The organism is Hydrogenophaga sp. FW305-3-2-15-A-LB1, from assembly GCF_058787875.1.
In genome coordinates this window covers 1-15,202 of record NZ_JBYTAE010000067.1, presented here as the reverse complement: position 1 = coordinate 15,202, position 15,202 = coordinate 1, and the positions used below count along the sequence as shown (strand labels likewise).

Annotated in this window: 15 protein-coding genes; 13 read left to right on the top strand and 2 right to left on the bottom strand. The window is 67.9% G+C overall.

Features of this window, described 5'->3' with window-relative positions; all coding sequences use genetic code 11:
* Positions 1-49: 49 nt before the first annotated feature.
* Positions 50-1,000 carry an HPr(Ser) kinase/phosphatase gene (gene hprK, locus AC3WPZ_RS19690; RefSeq protein WP_291113686.1) on the top strand — a complete coding sequence of 317 codons (951 nt, stop codon included), beginning with the start codon at positions 50-52 and terminating at the stop codon, positions 998-1,000.
* 111 nt (positions 1,001-1,111) lie between these two features.
* Here the strand turns inward: hprK and fur are convergent, their stop codons facing one another.
* Complete coding sequence (fur, locus tag AC3WPZ_RS19685; RefSeq protein ID WP_291113688.1) at positions 1,112-1,555, bottom strand: ferric iron uptake transcriptional regulator; 444 nt, start codon at positions 1,553-1,555, stop codon at positions 1,112-1,114.
* A gap of 187 nt (positions 1,556-1,742) precedes the next feature.
* On the opposite strand from fur, the gene AC3WPZ_RS19680 reads away from it, so the two are divergent.
* The 7 genes from AC3WPZ_RS19680 to holA all read left to right on the top strand — a co-directional run bounded on the left by AC3WPZ_RS19680 (position 1,743) and on the right by holA (position 8,771).
* A complete protein-coding gene (locus AC3WPZ_RS19680) occupies positions 1,743-2,309 on the top strand; it encodes an outer membrane protein assembly factor BamE (protein WP_492441108.1) in 567 nt (188 codons plus the stop codon).
* Positions 2,310-2,317: 8 nt separating this feature from the next.
* Positions 2,318-3,127, top strand: coding sequence for a 4-hydroxy-tetrahydrodipicolinate reductase (gene dapB / locus AC3WPZ_RS19675; protein WP_492441106.1), 810 nt, complete (start codon positions 2,318-2,320; stop codon positions 3,125-3,127).
* Positions 3,128-3,158: 31 nt separating this feature from the next.
* Positions 3,159-3,836 carry a MotA/TolQ/ExbB proton channel family protein gene (locus tag AC3WPZ_RS19670; protein ID WP_492441104.1) on the top strand — a complete coding sequence of 226 codons (678 nt, stop codon included), beginning with the start codon at positions 3,159-3,161 and terminating at the stop codon, positions 3,834-3,836.
* 79 nt (positions 3,837-3,915) lie between these two features.
* Positions 3,916-4,350 (top strand): ExbD/TolR family protein, encoded by a 435-nt coding sequence (locus AC3WPZ_RS19665; protein WP_382153181.1) that lies wholly within the window; start codon positions 3,916-3,918, stop codon positions 4,348-4,350.
* A gap of 114 nt (positions 4,351-4,464) precedes the next feature.
* Positions 4,465-7,146: a leucine--tRNA ligase gene (leuS, locus tag AC3WPZ_RS19660; protein WP_492441101.1), complete on the top strand. Its 2,682-nt coding sequence runs from the start codon at positions 4,465-4,467 to the stop codon at positions 7,144-7,146.
* A 10-nt stretch (positions 7,147-7,156) separates the two neighbouring features.
* Positions 7,157-7,696 carry an LPS-assembly lipoprotein LptE gene (locus AC3WPZ_RS19655; protein ID WP_492441099.1) on the top strand — a complete coding sequence of 180 codons (540 nt, stop codon included), beginning with the start codon at positions 7,157-7,159 and terminating at the stop codon, positions 7,694-7,696.
* A 22-nt stretch (positions 7,697-7,718) separates the two neighbouring features.
* Complete coding sequence (gene holA / locus AC3WPZ_RS19650) at positions 7,719-8,771, top strand: DNA polymerase III subunit delta (protein ID WP_492441097.1); 1,053 nt, start codon at positions 7,719-7,721, stop codon at positions 8,769-8,771.
* 408 nt (positions 8,772-9,179) lie between these two features.
* On the opposite strand, the gene AC3WPZ_RS19645 is transcribed toward holA, so the two are convergent.
* Complete coding sequence (locus tag AC3WPZ_RS19645) at positions 9,180-10,160, bottom strand: AraC-like ligand-binding domain-containing protein (protein ID WP_492441095.1); 981 nt, start codon at positions 10,158-10,160, stop codon at positions 9,180-9,182.
* Positions 10,161-10,328: 168 nt separating this feature from the next.
* On the opposite strand from AC3WPZ_RS19645, the gene AC3WPZ_RS19640 reads away from it, so the two are divergent.
* Genes AC3WPZ_RS19640 through AC3WPZ_RS19620 form a run of 5 tightly spaced genes read left to right on the top strand, consistent with a single transcriptional unit; the run spans position 10,329 to position 15,074 of the window.
* The gene (locus AC3WPZ_RS19640; RefSeq protein ID WP_382153195.1) at positions 10,329-11,525 is read left to right on the top strand and encodes an amino acid ABC transporter substrate-binding protein; all 1,197 of its coding nucleotides are present in this window, start codon (positions 10,329-10,331) and stop codon (positions 11,523-11,525) included.
* 4 nt (positions 11,526-11,529) lie between these two features.
* On the top strand, positions 11,530-12,432 hold the full coding sequence (locus tag AC3WPZ_RS19635; RefSeq protein ID WP_382153198.1) for a branched-chain amino acid ABC transporter permease: 903 nt from the start codon (positions 11,530-11,532) through the stop codon (positions 12,430-12,432).
* Positions 12,429-13,457: a branched-chain amino acid ABC transporter permease gene (locus tag AC3WPZ_RS19630; protein ID WP_444687674.1), complete on the top strand. Its 1,029-nt coding sequence runs from the start codon at positions 12,429-12,431 to the stop codon at positions 13,455-13,457. Before AC3WPZ_RS19635 ends, AC3WPZ_RS19630 begins: the two co-directional genes overlap by 4 nt.
* Positions 13,447-14,250 (top strand): ABC transporter ATP-binding protein, encoded by an 804-nt coding sequence (locus AC3WPZ_RS19625; protein WP_492441092.1) that lies wholly within the window; start codon positions 13,447-13,449, stop codon positions 14,248-14,250. The genes AC3WPZ_RS19630 and AC3WPZ_RS19625 overlap by 11 nt, the downstream gene beginning before the upstream one ends.
* A complete protein-coding gene (locus tag AC3WPZ_RS19620; protein ID WP_492441090.1) occupies positions 14,247-15,074 on the top strand; it encodes an ABC transporter ATP-binding protein in 828 nt (275 codons plus the stop codon). Before AC3WPZ_RS19625 ends, AC3WPZ_RS19620 begins: the two co-directional genes overlap by 4 nt.
* The last annotated feature ends 128 nt before the right edge of the window (positions 15,075-15,202 follow it).

Here is a 15,202-nt window from a genome sequence, read left to right as displayed (position 1 = left end):
TCAGGGGGGCTGACCAGCCTTGGGGCGGCCCTGCGGCTGGCCGCTCGCCTTGAAACCCACCGTCGTCAGCGCCGATGTCCTGTTCGAGGACCATCGCGACGCCCTGAAATGGCAGTGGATCGCCGGCCTCGGGGCCTCCGAGCGCCGTTTTGACGAGGTTGCCATCCGCGCCGCGCGTTCCGGCGCCGATCTGGTCGGGTACCTCAACTACATCCACCCCTATCGTGTGCAGGTTTTCGGCGAGCGCGAAGTCGCCTACCTTACCAGCCCCAGTGAGGACGACAACCGACGCCGCGTGGCGCGCATCGTCACGCTGGAGCCGCCGGTGCTGGTGGTGGCCGACGGGCAGACCGCGCCCGACGCCCTCACCGCGATGTGCGAGCGGGCCCAGATACCGATGTTCTCCACGCAGGAGTCGGCGGCTTTTGTCATCGACGTGCTGCGCGCCTATCTTTCGCGCCATTTCGCCGACCGTTCCTCCATGCACGGTGTGTTCATGGACATCTTGGGCATGGGCGTGCTGATCACCGGCGAATCCGGGCTGGGCAAGAGCGAACTGGGCCTGGAACTGATCTCGCGCGGCCACGGCCTGGTGGCCGATGACGCGGTGGACCTCTACCGCATCAACCAGACCAGCATCGAGGGCCGTTGCCCCGAGCTGTTGCAGAACCTGCTCGAGGTGCGCGGCATCGGCCTGCTCGACATCAAGGCCATCTTTGGCGAGACCGCGGTGCGCCGCAAGATGCGGCTCTCGCTGATCGTGCACCTGGTGCGCCGAGAAACCATGGAGCGGGACTACGAGCGCATGCCCCACGAGCCGCTGTACCAGGACGTGCTGGGCGTGCCCGTGCGCAAGGCGGTGATTCAGGTGGTGGCCGGCCGCAACATCGCCGTGCTGGTGGAAGCGGCCGTGCGCAACACCATCCTGCAGCTGCGCGGCATCGACACCTACCAGGAATTCGTCTCACGCCACCGCGCGGCCATGTCGCGCAGTGAGTAGAAGGAACACCCCCGCGCCGCCTGCGGCGTCACCCCCTCCAGGGGGCAGTGCCTGCGGCCTGGCAAAGCCAGTTCCGCGGCGCTTCTTGAGAAGAAAACCCGGGTGCGTTCGTCAGGTGACGCGGTGCACGTTGCCCCGGTGCGGGCAGTCGGTCTTGCTGCAATTGGCGTAGAGCGACAGCGCGTGCTCTTGCAGCACGAAGCCACGGGCCTTGGCCACCATCTGCTGGCGCTTCTCGATCTCGGCGTCGAAAAACTCCTCGACCCGGCCACAGTCCAGGCAGACCAGGTGATCGTGGTGCTGGCCTTCGTTGAGTTCGAACACCGATTTGCCCGACTCGAAGTTGCTGCGCGTGAGCAGGCCCGCCTGCTCGAACTGCATCAGCACGCGGTAGACCGTGGCCAGGCCGATGTCCGAGCGTTCTTCGAGCAGCACGCGAAACACGTCTTCGGCCGTCATGTGCCGTTGCTTGGCGTTCTGGAACACCTCCAGAATCTTCAGCCGGGGCAGGGTGGCCTTGAGCCCCGTGCTCTTGAGTTCTTCGATGTTGGTCATGGCAGGCAGGTGCAAGGGGTTGAAACAGGCGCAAATGAGCGCCACCGGGCATCGCCGACCCCTGGGGTGGGTGCCCTCCGGTGCAGGACCCCGGGGCTACAATGACCGGATCATATCGCCAGCGTCCGCCGGCTGCCGCATTTTTCCCTGTGCGGCACACGGCGTTACGCCTCCAGGGTCAGCCCACATGCATTTCCTCTCACCCCGCCGCGTCCGTTCCACGAAGTCGTTCCCGCGTCTGGCGCACGCCCTGTGCGCGCTGATGGCCGTGGCCTCGCTCTCGGCCTGCAGCTACGTCCCGACCATCATCACCCCCTACAAGATCGACATCGTGCAGGGCAACGTGGTCACGCGTGAGCAGGCGCAGGCGCTCAAGCCCGGCATGTCGCGGGCCGAGGTGCGCGACATCCTGGGCTCGCCCCTGCTGTCCAGCGTGTTCCATGCCGACCGCTGGGACTACGTGTTCACCTTCCGCCGCCAGGGCCAGGAGCCCCAGCAGCGCAAGCTGACGGCGTTTTTCAAGGGCGAGACGCTCGAACGTTTTGAAGGCGACGAGCTGCCCAGCGAGGTGGAGTTCGTGGCTTCGCTCGACGCGCGGCGCAAGTTCGGCAAGGTGCCGCCGCTGCAGGCCACCGAGGCCCAGCTGAAATCCTTCCAGGACAAGAACACCCCCCTGGCGCCCGAGCCGACGCCGCCGGCGCCATCGCCCGACACCGTCTACCCACCGCTGGAGAGCTCGGGAGCGGCACGTTGAGCGCCGCCGTGAACGCCGCCCTGCGCGTGTGTGTGGCCGGCGCCAGCGGCCGCATGGGCCAGATGCTGGTCGAAGCCGTGCGCGACAGCGGCGACTGCACCCTGACCGGCGCGCTCGACATCGCCGGCAACCCGGCCATCGGCCAGGACGCGGCCGGCTTTGCGGGGCAGGCCAGTGGTGTGGCCATCACCGCCGACCTGACCGCCGGCCTCTCGGGCAGCCAGTTCCTGATCGACTTCACCCGCCCCGAGGGCACGATGGCGCATTTGCGCGAATGCGCGAAGCTGGGCGTGGCCGTGGTCATCGGCACCACCGGATTCACCGACGCGCAGAAGGCCGAGATCGCGCAGATCGCGAAGCAGATCCCCATCGTCATGGCGCCCAACATGAGCGTGGGCGTCAACGTCACGCTCAAGCTGCTGGAGATGGCGGCCAAGGCCATGGCCACGGGCTACGACATCGAGATCATCGAGGCGCACCACCGCCATAAGGTGGACGCGCCCAGCGGCACCGCGCTCAAGATGGGCGAGGTGATCGCCGACGCGCTGGGCCGCGACCTCAAGGAATGCGCGGTCTACGCGCGCGAAGGCGTCACCGGCGAGCGCGACCCGTCGACCATTGGTTTCGCGGCCATCCGCGGCGGCGACATCGTGGGCGACCACACCGTGCTGTTCGCCGGCACCGGCGAGCGCATCGAGATCACGCACAAGTCCAGCAGCCGCACCACCTACGCGCAGGGCAGCCTGCGCGCCGTGCGCTTCCTGGCGGGCAAACCGGCCGGGCTGTACGACATGTTCGACGTGCTCAGCCTGCGCTGAGCCCGGGTCCCAGCAGAAGAACCCCAGCGCCATGGACGCCAGCGCCCCGGTCGGGTTTTTGCAAACCCTGAGCCAGGCCGACGCGCTCGGCCGTGCCGTGGCCCTGCTGCTGCTGGCCATGTCGGTCGCGAGCTGGGTGGTCATTCTCTGGAAGGCCTGGCTGCTGCGCCGCGCCGCAGCCGACCTGAGCCTGAGCACCGCCGCCTTCTGGCAGGCCAGCGACCTGGACGACGCCCAGGCGCGCCTGGGCCGGTTCGACCCGCAGCGGATCGTGCTGCCCCTGCTGCAGGCCGCGCGCGGCCTGGACAGCGCAGCACCCCACACCCTGGCCGCTGCCGGCGACCGCTCGCAGCAGCTCACCCGTGTGCTGCGCGATGCCCTGCACCGCGTGCTGCACCGCCTGCAGTTCGGCCAGGTGCTGCTGGCCACCGTGGGCTCCACCGCGCCCTTCGTGGGCCTGCTGGGCACCGTCTGGGGCATCTACCACGCGCTCACCGGCATCGGGCTGGACGGGCCCTTCCGCATCGAGCAGGTGTCCGGCCCGGTGGGCGAGGCGCTGGTGATGACCGCCGCCGGCCTGGCGGTGGCGATTCCCGCCGTGCTTGCCTACAACGTGCTGGGCCGCCAGATCGCCCGCATCGAGGCCGACCTGGAAGGCTTCGCGCGCGACCTGCGCGAGCTGCTGGCGCATTCAGGGAGTCCATCGTGAGACCTGCCGCCGGGCTGCCCCAAGGCAGGTCAGCCCCCTCGGGGGGCAGCGACCCGCGTCAGCGGCGGAGCGTGGGGGCATGAGCTTCGGCAGGCTGGAGCGCCCCACGGGCGACCGGCCCATGAGTGATATCAACGTCACGCCCCTGGTGGACGTGATGCTGGTGCTGTTGGTGATCTTCATCATTGCCGCCCCCTTCATGGCCAGCCGGCTGGCCCTGGAACTCCCCAAGGCCGAGGTGCCCGCCACCGCCCCGGCGGCGGCCGATGCCTTTGTTTCCCTGGCCCTGGACGCCCAGGGTCAGCTGCACTGGAACGACGAACCCCTGGCCGAGGACGCCTTGCGCCAGCGCCTGCAGGAGACTGCCCGGCGCAACCCCGCCACCGAGCTGCAGCTGCGCGCCGACGCCGCCGCGCCCTATGGCCGCGTGGTGCAGCTGATCGGCCTGGCGCAGAGCGCCGGCCTCTCTCGCATCGGCTTCGTGGCCGACAGCGCGCCCCCCGCCGCGCGCTGAATGCCGGGGCACGGGCGTGCGGATCGGGCCAAGGCCTAAAATCCCGCATCTCCCCGCGCCACCGCGCGCCCTCTCTCCTTTCACCCCGTCCCCGGCTGGTCCGGCCCCTGGTTCATGCAAGACAAATACGCCCACAAGGAAGTCGAGCGCGCCGCGCACGCCCACTGGAACGCCATCGACGCCTACCGCGTGAGCGAGGATGCGGGCAAGTCGAAGTTCTACGCCTGCTCGATGCTGCCTTACCCCAGTGGCAAGCTGCACATGGGGCATGTGCGCAACTACACCATCAACGACATGCTCGCGCGCCACCTGCGCATGAAGGGCCACAACGTCCTCATGCCCATGGGCTGGGACGCCTTCGGCCTGCCGGCCGAGAACGCCGCGCTCAAGAACGGCGTGCCGCCCGCGAAGTGGACCTACGAAAACATCGCGTACATGAAGCAGCAGATGCAGGCCATGGGCCTGGCCATCGACTGGTCGCGCGAAGTCGCCACCTGCGACCCGAGCTACTACAAGTGGAACCAGTGGCTGTTCCTGCGCATGCTGCAAAAGGGCATCGCCTACCGCAAGACCCAGGTCGTCAACTGGGACCCGGTGGACCAGACCGTGCTGGCCAACGAGCAGGTGATCGACGGCAAGGGCTGGCGCACCGGCGCCGTGGTCGAGAAGCGCGAGATCCCCGGCTACTACCTCAACATCACCGCCTACGCCGACGAACTGCTCGACCATGTGCAGATCGGCAACCCCAAGGCCACGCTCAACGGCTGGCCCGACAAGGTGCGCCTGATGCAGGAAAACTGGATCGGCAAGAGCGAGGGCGTGCGCTTCGCTTTCCCCCACACGATCCAGGACGCCGGTGGCGCGCCCATCGGCGGCGGCCGGATGTACGTCTTCACCACGCGCGCCGACACCATCATGGGCGTGACCTTCTGCGCCGTGGCGCCCGAGCATCCGCTGGCCACGCACGCGGCCGAAGGCAACAAGGCCCTGGCCACGTTCATCGAAGAGTGCAAAACCGGCGGCACCACCGAAGCCGAACTCGCCACGCAGGAAAAGAAGGGCATGGCCACGGGCCTGACCGTCACCCACCCGCTCACCGGCAAGGAGGTGGACGTGTGGGTCGGCAACTACGTGCTCATGAGCTACGGCGACGGCGCCGTGATGGGCGTGCCCGCGCACGACGAGCGCGACTTCGCGTTCGCCAACAAGTACGGCATCGCGATCCAGCAGGTCGTGGCGGTGGAGGGCGAAACCTTCAGCACCGAGACCTGGGCCGACTGGTACGGCGACAAGCAGCGCGGCGTGTGCGTGAACTCCGGCGTGCTCGACGGCCTGGGCTACAAGGCCGCCGTCGACAAGGTCGCCGAGCTGTTGGCCGGCAAGGGCATGGGCGAGAAGAAGACCACCTTCCGCCTGCGCGACTGGGGCGTGAGCCGCCAGCGCTACTGGGGCACCCCCATTCCCATCATCCACTGCGCCGAACACGGCGCCGTGCCCGTGCCCGAGCAGGACCTGCCGGTCGTGCTGCCGCAGGACTGCATTCCCGACGGTTCGGGCAACCCGCTGCACAAGCACGAGGGCTTCCACGCCGGCGTGGTCTGCCCCGTGTGCGGTGCGCCCGCGCGCCGCGAGACCGACACCATGGACACCTTCGTGGACTCGTCCTGGTACTTCATGCGCTACTGCGACCCCACCAACGACGAGCAGATGGTCGCTGGCGGCGCGGACTACTGGATGCCGATGGACCAGTACATCGGCGGCATCGAACACGCCATCCTGCACCTGCTGTACGCGCGCTTCTGGACCAAGGTCATGCGCGACCTCGGCCTGGTCAAGGTGGACGAGCCCTTCACCCACCTGCTCACGCAGGGCATGGTGCTCAACCACATCTACAGCCGGCGCACCGCCAAGGGCGGCAAGGACTACTTCTGGCCGCACGACGTGGAGCACGTGCTCGACGACACCGGCAAGGTCGTGGGCGCCAAGCTCAAGAACCCCGCCACCAGCGGCGACGGCATGCTGCCCGTGGGCACGCCGATCGACTACGAGGGCGTGGGCACCATGTCCAAGTCCAAGAACAACGGCGTGGACCCGCAGGACCTGATCGAGAAATACGGCGCCGACACCGCGCGCCTGTACACCATGTTCACCGCGCCGCCCGAAGCCACGCTGGAGTGGAACGACGCGGCGGTGGAGGGCAGCTACCGCTTCCTGCGCCGCGTGTGGGCCTTCGGCGTGAAGCTCTCGGCCACCGCTGGCCTGGGCGCGCTCGCCGCCGGCGTGGCGGGCCAGGCATTGTCCAAGCCCGCCAAGGCGCTGCGGCTGGAAATCCACACCGTGCTCAAGCAGGTGGACTACGACTACCAGCGCATGCAATACAACACCGTGGTCTCGGGCGCGATGAAGATGCTCAACGCGCTGGAAGACTTCAAGCCCGACGGCTCCGCCGGCGACAACGCCGCGCTGGCCGAAGGCTTCGGCATCCTGCTGCGCTCGATCTACCCGGCCACGCCGCACATCGCGCACACGCTCTGGAGCGACCTGGGCTACGCGGGCGAGCTGCTCGATGCGCCCTGGCCCGAAGCCGACCCCGCCGCGCTGCAGCGCGACGAGATCGAACTCATGCTGCAGATCAACGGCAAGCTGCGCGGCAGCGTGACCGTGCCCGCCGCTGCGGACAAGGCCGCCATCGAGGCGGCGGCGTTGGCCAGCGAAGCCTTCATCAAGCAGGCCGCGGGCGCCGCGCCGAAAAAGGTGGTGGTCGTGCCCGGTCGCCTGGTCAACGTGGTCATCTGAAAGTCGATACATGCCAACCCACCGCGCGCTCCCTTCGTCCCCTTCCGCCACGCGCCGCCGCGCGCTGTTGCAACTGGCGGCGGGCGCTGTGGTGCTGACGGGCGGCGTTGCCGGCTGCGGCTTCAAGCTGCGCCAGGCGCCCACCTTCGCCTTCAAGACCGTTCGCTTCGCCAGTGCCGCGAGCACACCCGTGGCCTACGAGTTGCAGAAGGCGTTGATCACCAACGGCCTGCAGGTGGTGAGCGGTGCGGCACCCGCCGATGTGGTGTTGACCGTGATCACCGACCAGCGCGAGCGCATCGCCGTGGGCCAGACGGCCGCCGGCCAGGTGCGCGAATTGCAACTGCGCACGCGCTTCACCTTCCGCTTGCGCACGGCGACCGACAAGGATCTGATCGAGGACACGGAACTGTTGCTTGAGCGCGAGCTGAGCTTCAACGAAACTGTGGTGCTCTCCAAGGCGTCCGAAGAAGATCTGCTGTACCGGGACATGGTGAGCGATGCCGTGCAGCAGGTCGTGCGCCGCATGGCGGCGGTGAAATCCCTCTGACGAACGGCGCCCAGCGAGACCCATGCAGATCGCCGCACCCCAACTCACCGCCCAACTGCAGCGCGGGCTCAAGAGCCTCTACACCCTGCACGGTGACGAGCCCTTGCTGGTGCAGGAGGCGGCCGATGCGATTCGCGCGGTGGCGCGCGAGCAGGGCTACACCGAGCGCACGGTGCACACCGTGGCGGGCGCGCATTTCGATTGGGGCGAGGTGCTGGCCAGTGGCGGCTCGATGAGCCTGTTCGCCGACAAGCAGCTGATCGAGATCCGCATCCCTTCCGGCAAGCCGGGCAAGGACGGCTCGCAGGTGTTGCAGCAGATTGCCGAGGCCTCGCAGGGCAACGACAGCACACTCACGCTGGTGCTGTTGCCGCGCCTGGACATGGCGACGCAGAAGGGCGCCTGGTTCGCCGCGCTGGAGAGTTTTGGCGCCACGGTGAAGCTGGACCCGGTGGACCGCAAGGCCTTGCCGCAGTGGATCGCGCAGCGCCTGCAGCAGCAGGGGCAACGCGTGGCCTCGGGCGAAGAGGGGCAGCGTACGCTGCAGTTCTTCGCCGACCGGGTGGAGGGCAACCTGCTGGCCGCGCACCAGGAGATCCAGAAGCTCGCGCTGTTGCATCCTGCGGGTGAACTCAGTTTCGAGCAGGTGGAGGGGGCGGTGCTCAACGTGGCCCGCTACGACGCCTTCAAGCTGGCCGAGGCGGTGCTGAGTGGGCAGGTGCAGCGGGTGCAGCGCATGCTGGACGGTTTGCAGGCGGAGGGCGAGGCGCCGGTGTTGGTGCATTGGGCTTTGTCGGAAGACATCCGCACGCTGCACCGCATCCGCACCGCGATGGATGCGGGGCGGCCGTTGCCGATGGCTTTGCGCGAGAACCGGGTGTGGGGGGTGAAGGAGAAGCTCATGGAGCGGGCGATTCCTCTGCTCAGCATCGCCACCCTCTCGCGCTGGCTCGACGATGCGCACACGGTGGATGGCATCGTCAAGGGCCTCAAGGTGCCTACCTGGCCGGCCGATCCCTGGCAGGCTTTGCAGCAGATGGCCATGAAGGTTTCTTTGGCCTGCTCGGTACGGTAGTTTTTCACTCCAAGGGGTTGGCGAGGTCGGGTGGTCCGGTCATGCTGGCGCCGGCCGCTCGCGGGCGACTGCCCGAGCGCGCAGACATCACTTCATCAACACCGGGTGAGCGCGCAAGCTTTTGTGGCAACCGCGAATGGGGCCAGCGCCCTCATGACCAAACCACCCGCCCCAAAGAAGTGGTGGCGTACCAAGCTGGGTGTGCCTACGTTGTTTCGCAGGACAGTGGCGGCGTCCGAATGCGCAGGCCCCCATTCGCGGTTGCCACAGAGGGTGAGAGCCAGGCGCGGTGTTGACGAAGGGGTATGAGCGGACCAGGGCAGACGCCCGCGAGCAAGGCCGGAGCAGTCGGATCCCGCCACTGGCCTGACGCGAGGTAGAAGCCAGAAACCCAACCCACAAAAAAACTCAGGCCGAAGAAGCCCCAGCCCGCAAAGCCGACTCCCGGAAATCGCTGGGCGACTGCCCCGTGTGCTCGCGAAACACGCGGCTGAAGTGGGCCCCATTGTTGAAGCCCCAGGAAAACGCGATCTCCGTGATCGTGCGATGCGCCCGCGAAGGATGCGCCAGCTCCCGCATGCAAGCCTGAATGCGCTGCCGCTGGATGTAGTGCGCCAGCGTATCGTCCTCCGCGCTGAACGCCTTGTGCAGATGCCGCTTGCTGCAATTCAGCGCCTGCGCAATGTGGTCCAACGTCAAAGACGGATCGCGCAAATGCTGCCCGATGTGCTCACGGATGCGATCACGAAACGCCTCCAGCTGCGTCGTGCCGTTCTCGCGCCCCGACAACTCCTGCAACGACAAACGCACCAACTCCACGATCAGCTCACCCGCCCCCCGCGCCGCGTTCTCGCTCATCCCAGGCAACTCCTGGTACGTCGTGCGCATCGTCTCCAGCGCCACCCGCGCGATCCCGCTCACGCCGCCCACATGCCGCGCCATCAAAGGCTCCAGCCGCAAACCGCGCTCCGCCAGCTGCTCCTTCGGCAACATCACGATCAAATGCTCTACCCGCTCCGGGTTCGCGATCTCGTAACTGCCCGTCGTGTCGTAAATCGCCCAGCCCCCCGGCCGCACCCAGGCCTCGCGGTTGTGCTGCTGCACCCCCGCACTGCCCTGCCACGGCGCCACGATCTTCAGATAGGCCCGCTCGCTGCCCCGCGCCAACTGCGGGCTGCGCAGCACCCGGTGCCGGTTCGCCTCCAGCTTGGTCAACACCACGTCGCCCGCGTGCGAGGCATGCATGTGGCCGTCGAAACCCACGTCGCCATACAGGTCCGACTCCAGGCCCCCGAAATGCGTCCACACCCAGTCGCGCCAGATCGCCGCCCGCTCGCCCGGGGCGACGGCATCGGTGGTCATGGTGGATGACGGGGAGGGGGCGGTCATGGGCCGGATTATCGGGCGCGGTCCGCCCAGGCGCGGCGCGCGAGGTCAAGGGTTAACCCGAATCGGCGTGCACATTCCGACAAGCAGGCAGTGCACGGCCAGCATAGCGGCGCGCCCCGGTTCTCCCTACGATGCGGCTTGGTCCACCACAACTCCAGGAGACACACCATGGCCCATCCCAATCGCCGTCTGGTCATTCAAAGCGCCGCCGCCACGGTGGGCGCCATGTCCTTCGCGCCCCAGCTGCTCGCGCAATCCGCGCCCGTGCGCGTCGGCTACTCCATGTCGCGCACCGGCCCGTGGACGGGCGGTGCCCAGGTCAGCCAGGAACCCAACTACCTGCTGTGGGCCGAACAGCAGAACGCCGCGGGCGGCCTCGATGTGAAAGGCGTGCGCCGCAAGATCGAGCTCATCAGCAGCGACGACCGCAGCGACATGGAAACCGTCGTGCGCACCTACGAAAAACTCATGGGCAGCGACAAGGTCGACCTCGTCCTCCCACCCTGGGGCAGCAACGCCAACTTCGCCGTCGCCCCACTGGCCAACCGCCTGGGCTACCCCTTCCTCGCGCCCACCGCGCTCTCGCGCCGCCTGGCCGAGATGAAGCTGCCTTACTTCTTCCTCCTGCTGCAGCAGCCCAAGCCCATGTGCGACGCGCTGGTGGAGATGTTCAAGGCCAACGGCGTGAAGACCGTGGCCGTCGTCTACGTGGACGACCTCTTCGGGCTCGAAAACTACTCCGCCCTCAAGGTCGCGCTGCAAGGCACCGGCATCAACCTCGTGCAGGAAACCAGCTACCCCGGCGGCGTGAAAGACCTCTCGCCCACGCTGCGCAGCATCAAGGACAAGAACCCCGACGCCTTCGTCGGCTTCACCTACCCGCCCGACACCATCCTCGCCAGCCGCCAGGCCAAGGAAATCGGCTTCAACCCCAAGTTCTTCTACGCCTCGGTGGGCACCGCCTTCCCGCTCTACAAGAACGTCATGACCCCCGCCGGCGCCGAAGGCGTGCTCGGCATGGGCTCGTGGAACAGCAAGACCAGCCCGGGCGCCAAGGCCTACTTCGACGCCCACGTCGCCAGCCAGAAGAAGGAACCCGATCGCTGGGCCAGCGGCGCCTGCTGGGCCGGCCTGGAAATCCTCACCAACGCCGTGAAGGCGCAGGGCCTGGACCGCAAGGCCATCCGCGACTACGTGGCCAACACCACCCACAAAACCATCATCGGCGACATCAAGTTCAGCGGCAGCGAGAACGTGGGCACGCCCGGCACCGTGGGCCAGTGGCAGAACGGCGAGTTCGAGGTGGTGTGGCCGCAGAAGGTCGCCACCGCCAAGCTGAACCCCAGCAAACCGGCCTGGAAGTGATCACTTGTCTTTCTCTGCCTGGCTAGAACTCATCGCCTCCGGTCTCATCACCGGAGGCATCTACGCACTCGTCGCGCTCGGGCTGAACCTTCAGTACGGGCTCATGCGCATCCTCAACATCGCGCACGGCGAGTTCCTCATGGTGGGGGCCTTCCTCACCTGGATGGTGCAAACCTCCTTCGGCCTTTCGCCGCTGCTCATGATCCCGGTCTCGTTCGGCCTGCTGTTCGCGCTCGGCGTGGCGGTGCACTGGCTGTGCTTCCGCCGCCTCACCGCCACCTCGCCCAACCTCGACGTGTTCGAGGCCCGTGGCCTCATGGTCGCCTTCGGCCTCATGTTCCTGGTGCAGAACTTCATCTCCTACGTGTGGGGCGGTGACCTGCGCGGCTACGACTACCTCACGCAGCCGCTGGCCATTCCCCTGCCGGGTGGCAGCGCGCAGTTCGCCGTCAACAAGCTGGTGGTGTTCGGGTTGGCCCTGCTGTTCTCGGGCGCGCTCATCCTGCTGCTGCGCACCACGCTGCTGGGCAAGGGCGTTCGCGCGCTCATGCAATCGCCCACCGGCGCGCAGCTCATGGGCATCAACACCAAGCGCCTGCACCCCATGATGTTCGGCATCGGCCTGGGCCTCTCGGGCGTGGCGGGCTGCCTGCTCTCCATGGCCTACACCATCAGCCCCTCCATGGGCGAGCCCTACACCGTCACCGCGCTCATCGTCATCACCCTCGGCGGCTTCGGCAGCATGGGCGGCGCGCTCGCGGGTGGCCTGCTGCTCGGCGTCATCGAAGCCCTGGGCATGCACTTCACCAACCCCTCGCTCAAGGCCTTGCTGAGCTACGTCGTCTTCATCGGCGTGCTGCTTCTCCGGCCCGAAGGACTCTTCGCTCGAAAGAGTCGCAAAGCATGAATTCCCGCCAGTTCCTCATCCGCGACCTGCTGGTCCTCTTCGGCTTCGCCGGCTGGGCCGTGGCCTTGCCCGGCTTCGCCAGCGAGTTCGTCGTCTCCATGGCGCTCACCTGCCTGATGTACGTCGCGCTCTCCTCCAGCTGGGCGCTCTTCTGCGGCACCACGCGCTACCTCTCGCTCGCCACCTCGGCCTTCTTCGGCATCGGCGCCTACGCCAGCGCCATCCTGCTCGAGAAGGTGTCCTGGGCGCAGGCCATCGGCCTGGGCGCGCTCATCGCGGCCGGCGTGGCCATCGTCATGGGCGCGGCAGTGCTGCACCTGCGCGGCACCTACTTCGCCGTGCTCACCTTTGGCATGACCGAGCTCATCCGCCACGCCATCAGCTACTTCGAAAAATCCGTCACCGGCACTGTGGGCCGCGTGCTCATGGTCGTGCCCGAGCGCGACACCATCTACTTCACCGTGCTGCTGCTCGCGGTGGGCACGGTGGCGCTCTCCATCGCCATCCGCCGCACCCGCTTCGGCCTGGCCATGCTCGGCATCGGAGCCGACGAACAGCGCGCGCAGACCCTGGGCGTGAACACCCGCCTGGTCAAGATCGCCGGCTTCGCGCTCACGGCGGCGGTGGCCGGCGCGGTGGGCGCGGCCATGTCGGTGCGCTGGACCTACATCGACCCCCACACCGTCTTCAACCCCTTCATCGGCTTCCAGACCGTGCTCATCGCCCTCATCGGCGGCGCGGCCACGCTGTGGGGCCCGCTCATCGCGGCCATCGTCTTCAGCGTGCTCGCCGAAACCCTGCGCCTGCAGGTGCCGCAGGTCTACATGATGTCGCTCGGCCTGCTGCTCATCCTCGCCGTGCTCTACCTGCCGGGCGGCCTGGCCTCGCTGCGCGCCGACACCTTCCGCGGCTGGCGCGACGGCGCCAAGGCCTGGTGGGCAGACATCAAGGACGACCTGAGCGGCGAAACCAAACGCCGCAAGCAGCGCGAGAAAGACCAGCGGGAGCGCAGCCATGTCTACTGAACGGCAAGCCCTGCTCGACGCCCGCGACGTCACCGTGCGCTTCGGCGGCCTCACGGCGGTGGACGCCGTCAGCGCGCGCTTCCTGCCTGGTGAACTGGTCGGCATCATCGGCCCCAACGGCGCCGGCAAGACCACCTTCTTCAACGCCATCTCGGGCGTGACCAAACCCACCAGCGGCGCGCTCTCGGTGCAGGGGCGCGAACTCGCCGGCCAGGGCCCGCACCGCTTCGCCGCCAATGGCCTAGCGCGCACCTTCCAGACGCCGCGCGTCTTCGGCGACATGGCCGTGCGCGACAACATCGCCTTCGGCCTCAAGTTCGCCGGTCGCCGCCCGCGCAAGTACATCCTGTGGGGCGAAGAAGCCTCCGTGCCCTGGGTGCTGCGCACGCCGGAAAGCATCCTCGGCCTCATCGGCCTGGGCGCGCAGGCCGATCTGCCCGCCGCCGCCATCACGCCTTCGCAACAGCGCCTGCTCGAAATCGGCATGGCCCTGGCCACGCGCCCGCGCCTGCTGCTGCTCGACGAAGTGGCCGCCGGCCTCACCGAAAACGAGGTGGAGGACATGGCGCGCCTCATCCGCCGCCTGCGCGACGAGCTCGACCTCACCGTGGTCTGGATCGAACACGCCGTCACCACCCTGCTGCGCCACGTGGAGCGCGTGATCGTGCTGCACCAGGGCCGCAAGATCGCCGATGGCACGCCCACCGAAGTGGTGCGCAACGCCGAAGTGATCGAGGCCTACCTGGGCGACGAGATGAACGAAGCAGCCGCAGAAGAAGAGGCCGCCGCATGATGTGGTACCGACCCACCCCCTTCGAACTCGGCGGCGGCGCGCGCGCGCGCCTCAAGGTCGACGGCCTGTCCGCCGGCTACGGCGCCTTCCTCGTGCTGCGCGGCGTCAAGCTCGACATCCAGCCCGGCCTCACCGTCGTGCTCGGCTCCAACGGCGCGGGCAAGACCACGCTGCTCAAGGCCCTCAACGGCCTCATCCCGCGCAGCGGAACCGTGCTGCTCGACGGCCAGGAACTCGCCGAGAAAACCCACGAGATCGTGCAGGCTGGCGTGGCCCTGGTGCCCGAAGGCCGGCAGCTGTTCCCGCAGATGACGGTGACGGAAAACCTCGAACTCGGCGGCTGGCTCGTGCCCAAGGCCGAGCGCGCGCAACGGCTCGAACAGGCCTTCGCCGACTTCCCCAAACTCAAGGAACGCGCCACGCAACTCGCCGGCACCATGAGCGGCGGCGAACAGCAGATGGTGGCCGTGGCCCGCGCCATGATGTGCGCGCCGCGCCTGCTCATGCTCGACGAACCCTCGCTCGGCCTCGCGCCGCGCATGGTCGATGAACTGCTCGCCATCGTGCGCCGCATCGCTGACGCCGGCACCACCGTGCTCATGGTCGAGCAGAACGTGAAGAAGGCCCTCGCCGTCGCCGACCGGGGCTACGTGCTCGAACGCGGCACGCTCGTCGCCAGCGGCCCGGCGAAGCTGCTCGCGCGCTCCACCGTCATCCGCGAGGCCTACCTCGGCGCCGACAAAGACCCCGCCAGCGGCACCACCAGCGCGGCCGATGCCGTGCAACGCCGCAAGGCCGTGGCCGTCACTGCCGCCACCCACTGAACACCCCAAAACACCCAGGAGAAAACCCGATGTCCGATCTGTCCATGCTCATCAACGGCCTCAAAGTCACGGCCGAAAAGGGCGCCACCTTCGAACGCCGCAACCCACTCGACGGCAGCGTGGCCACC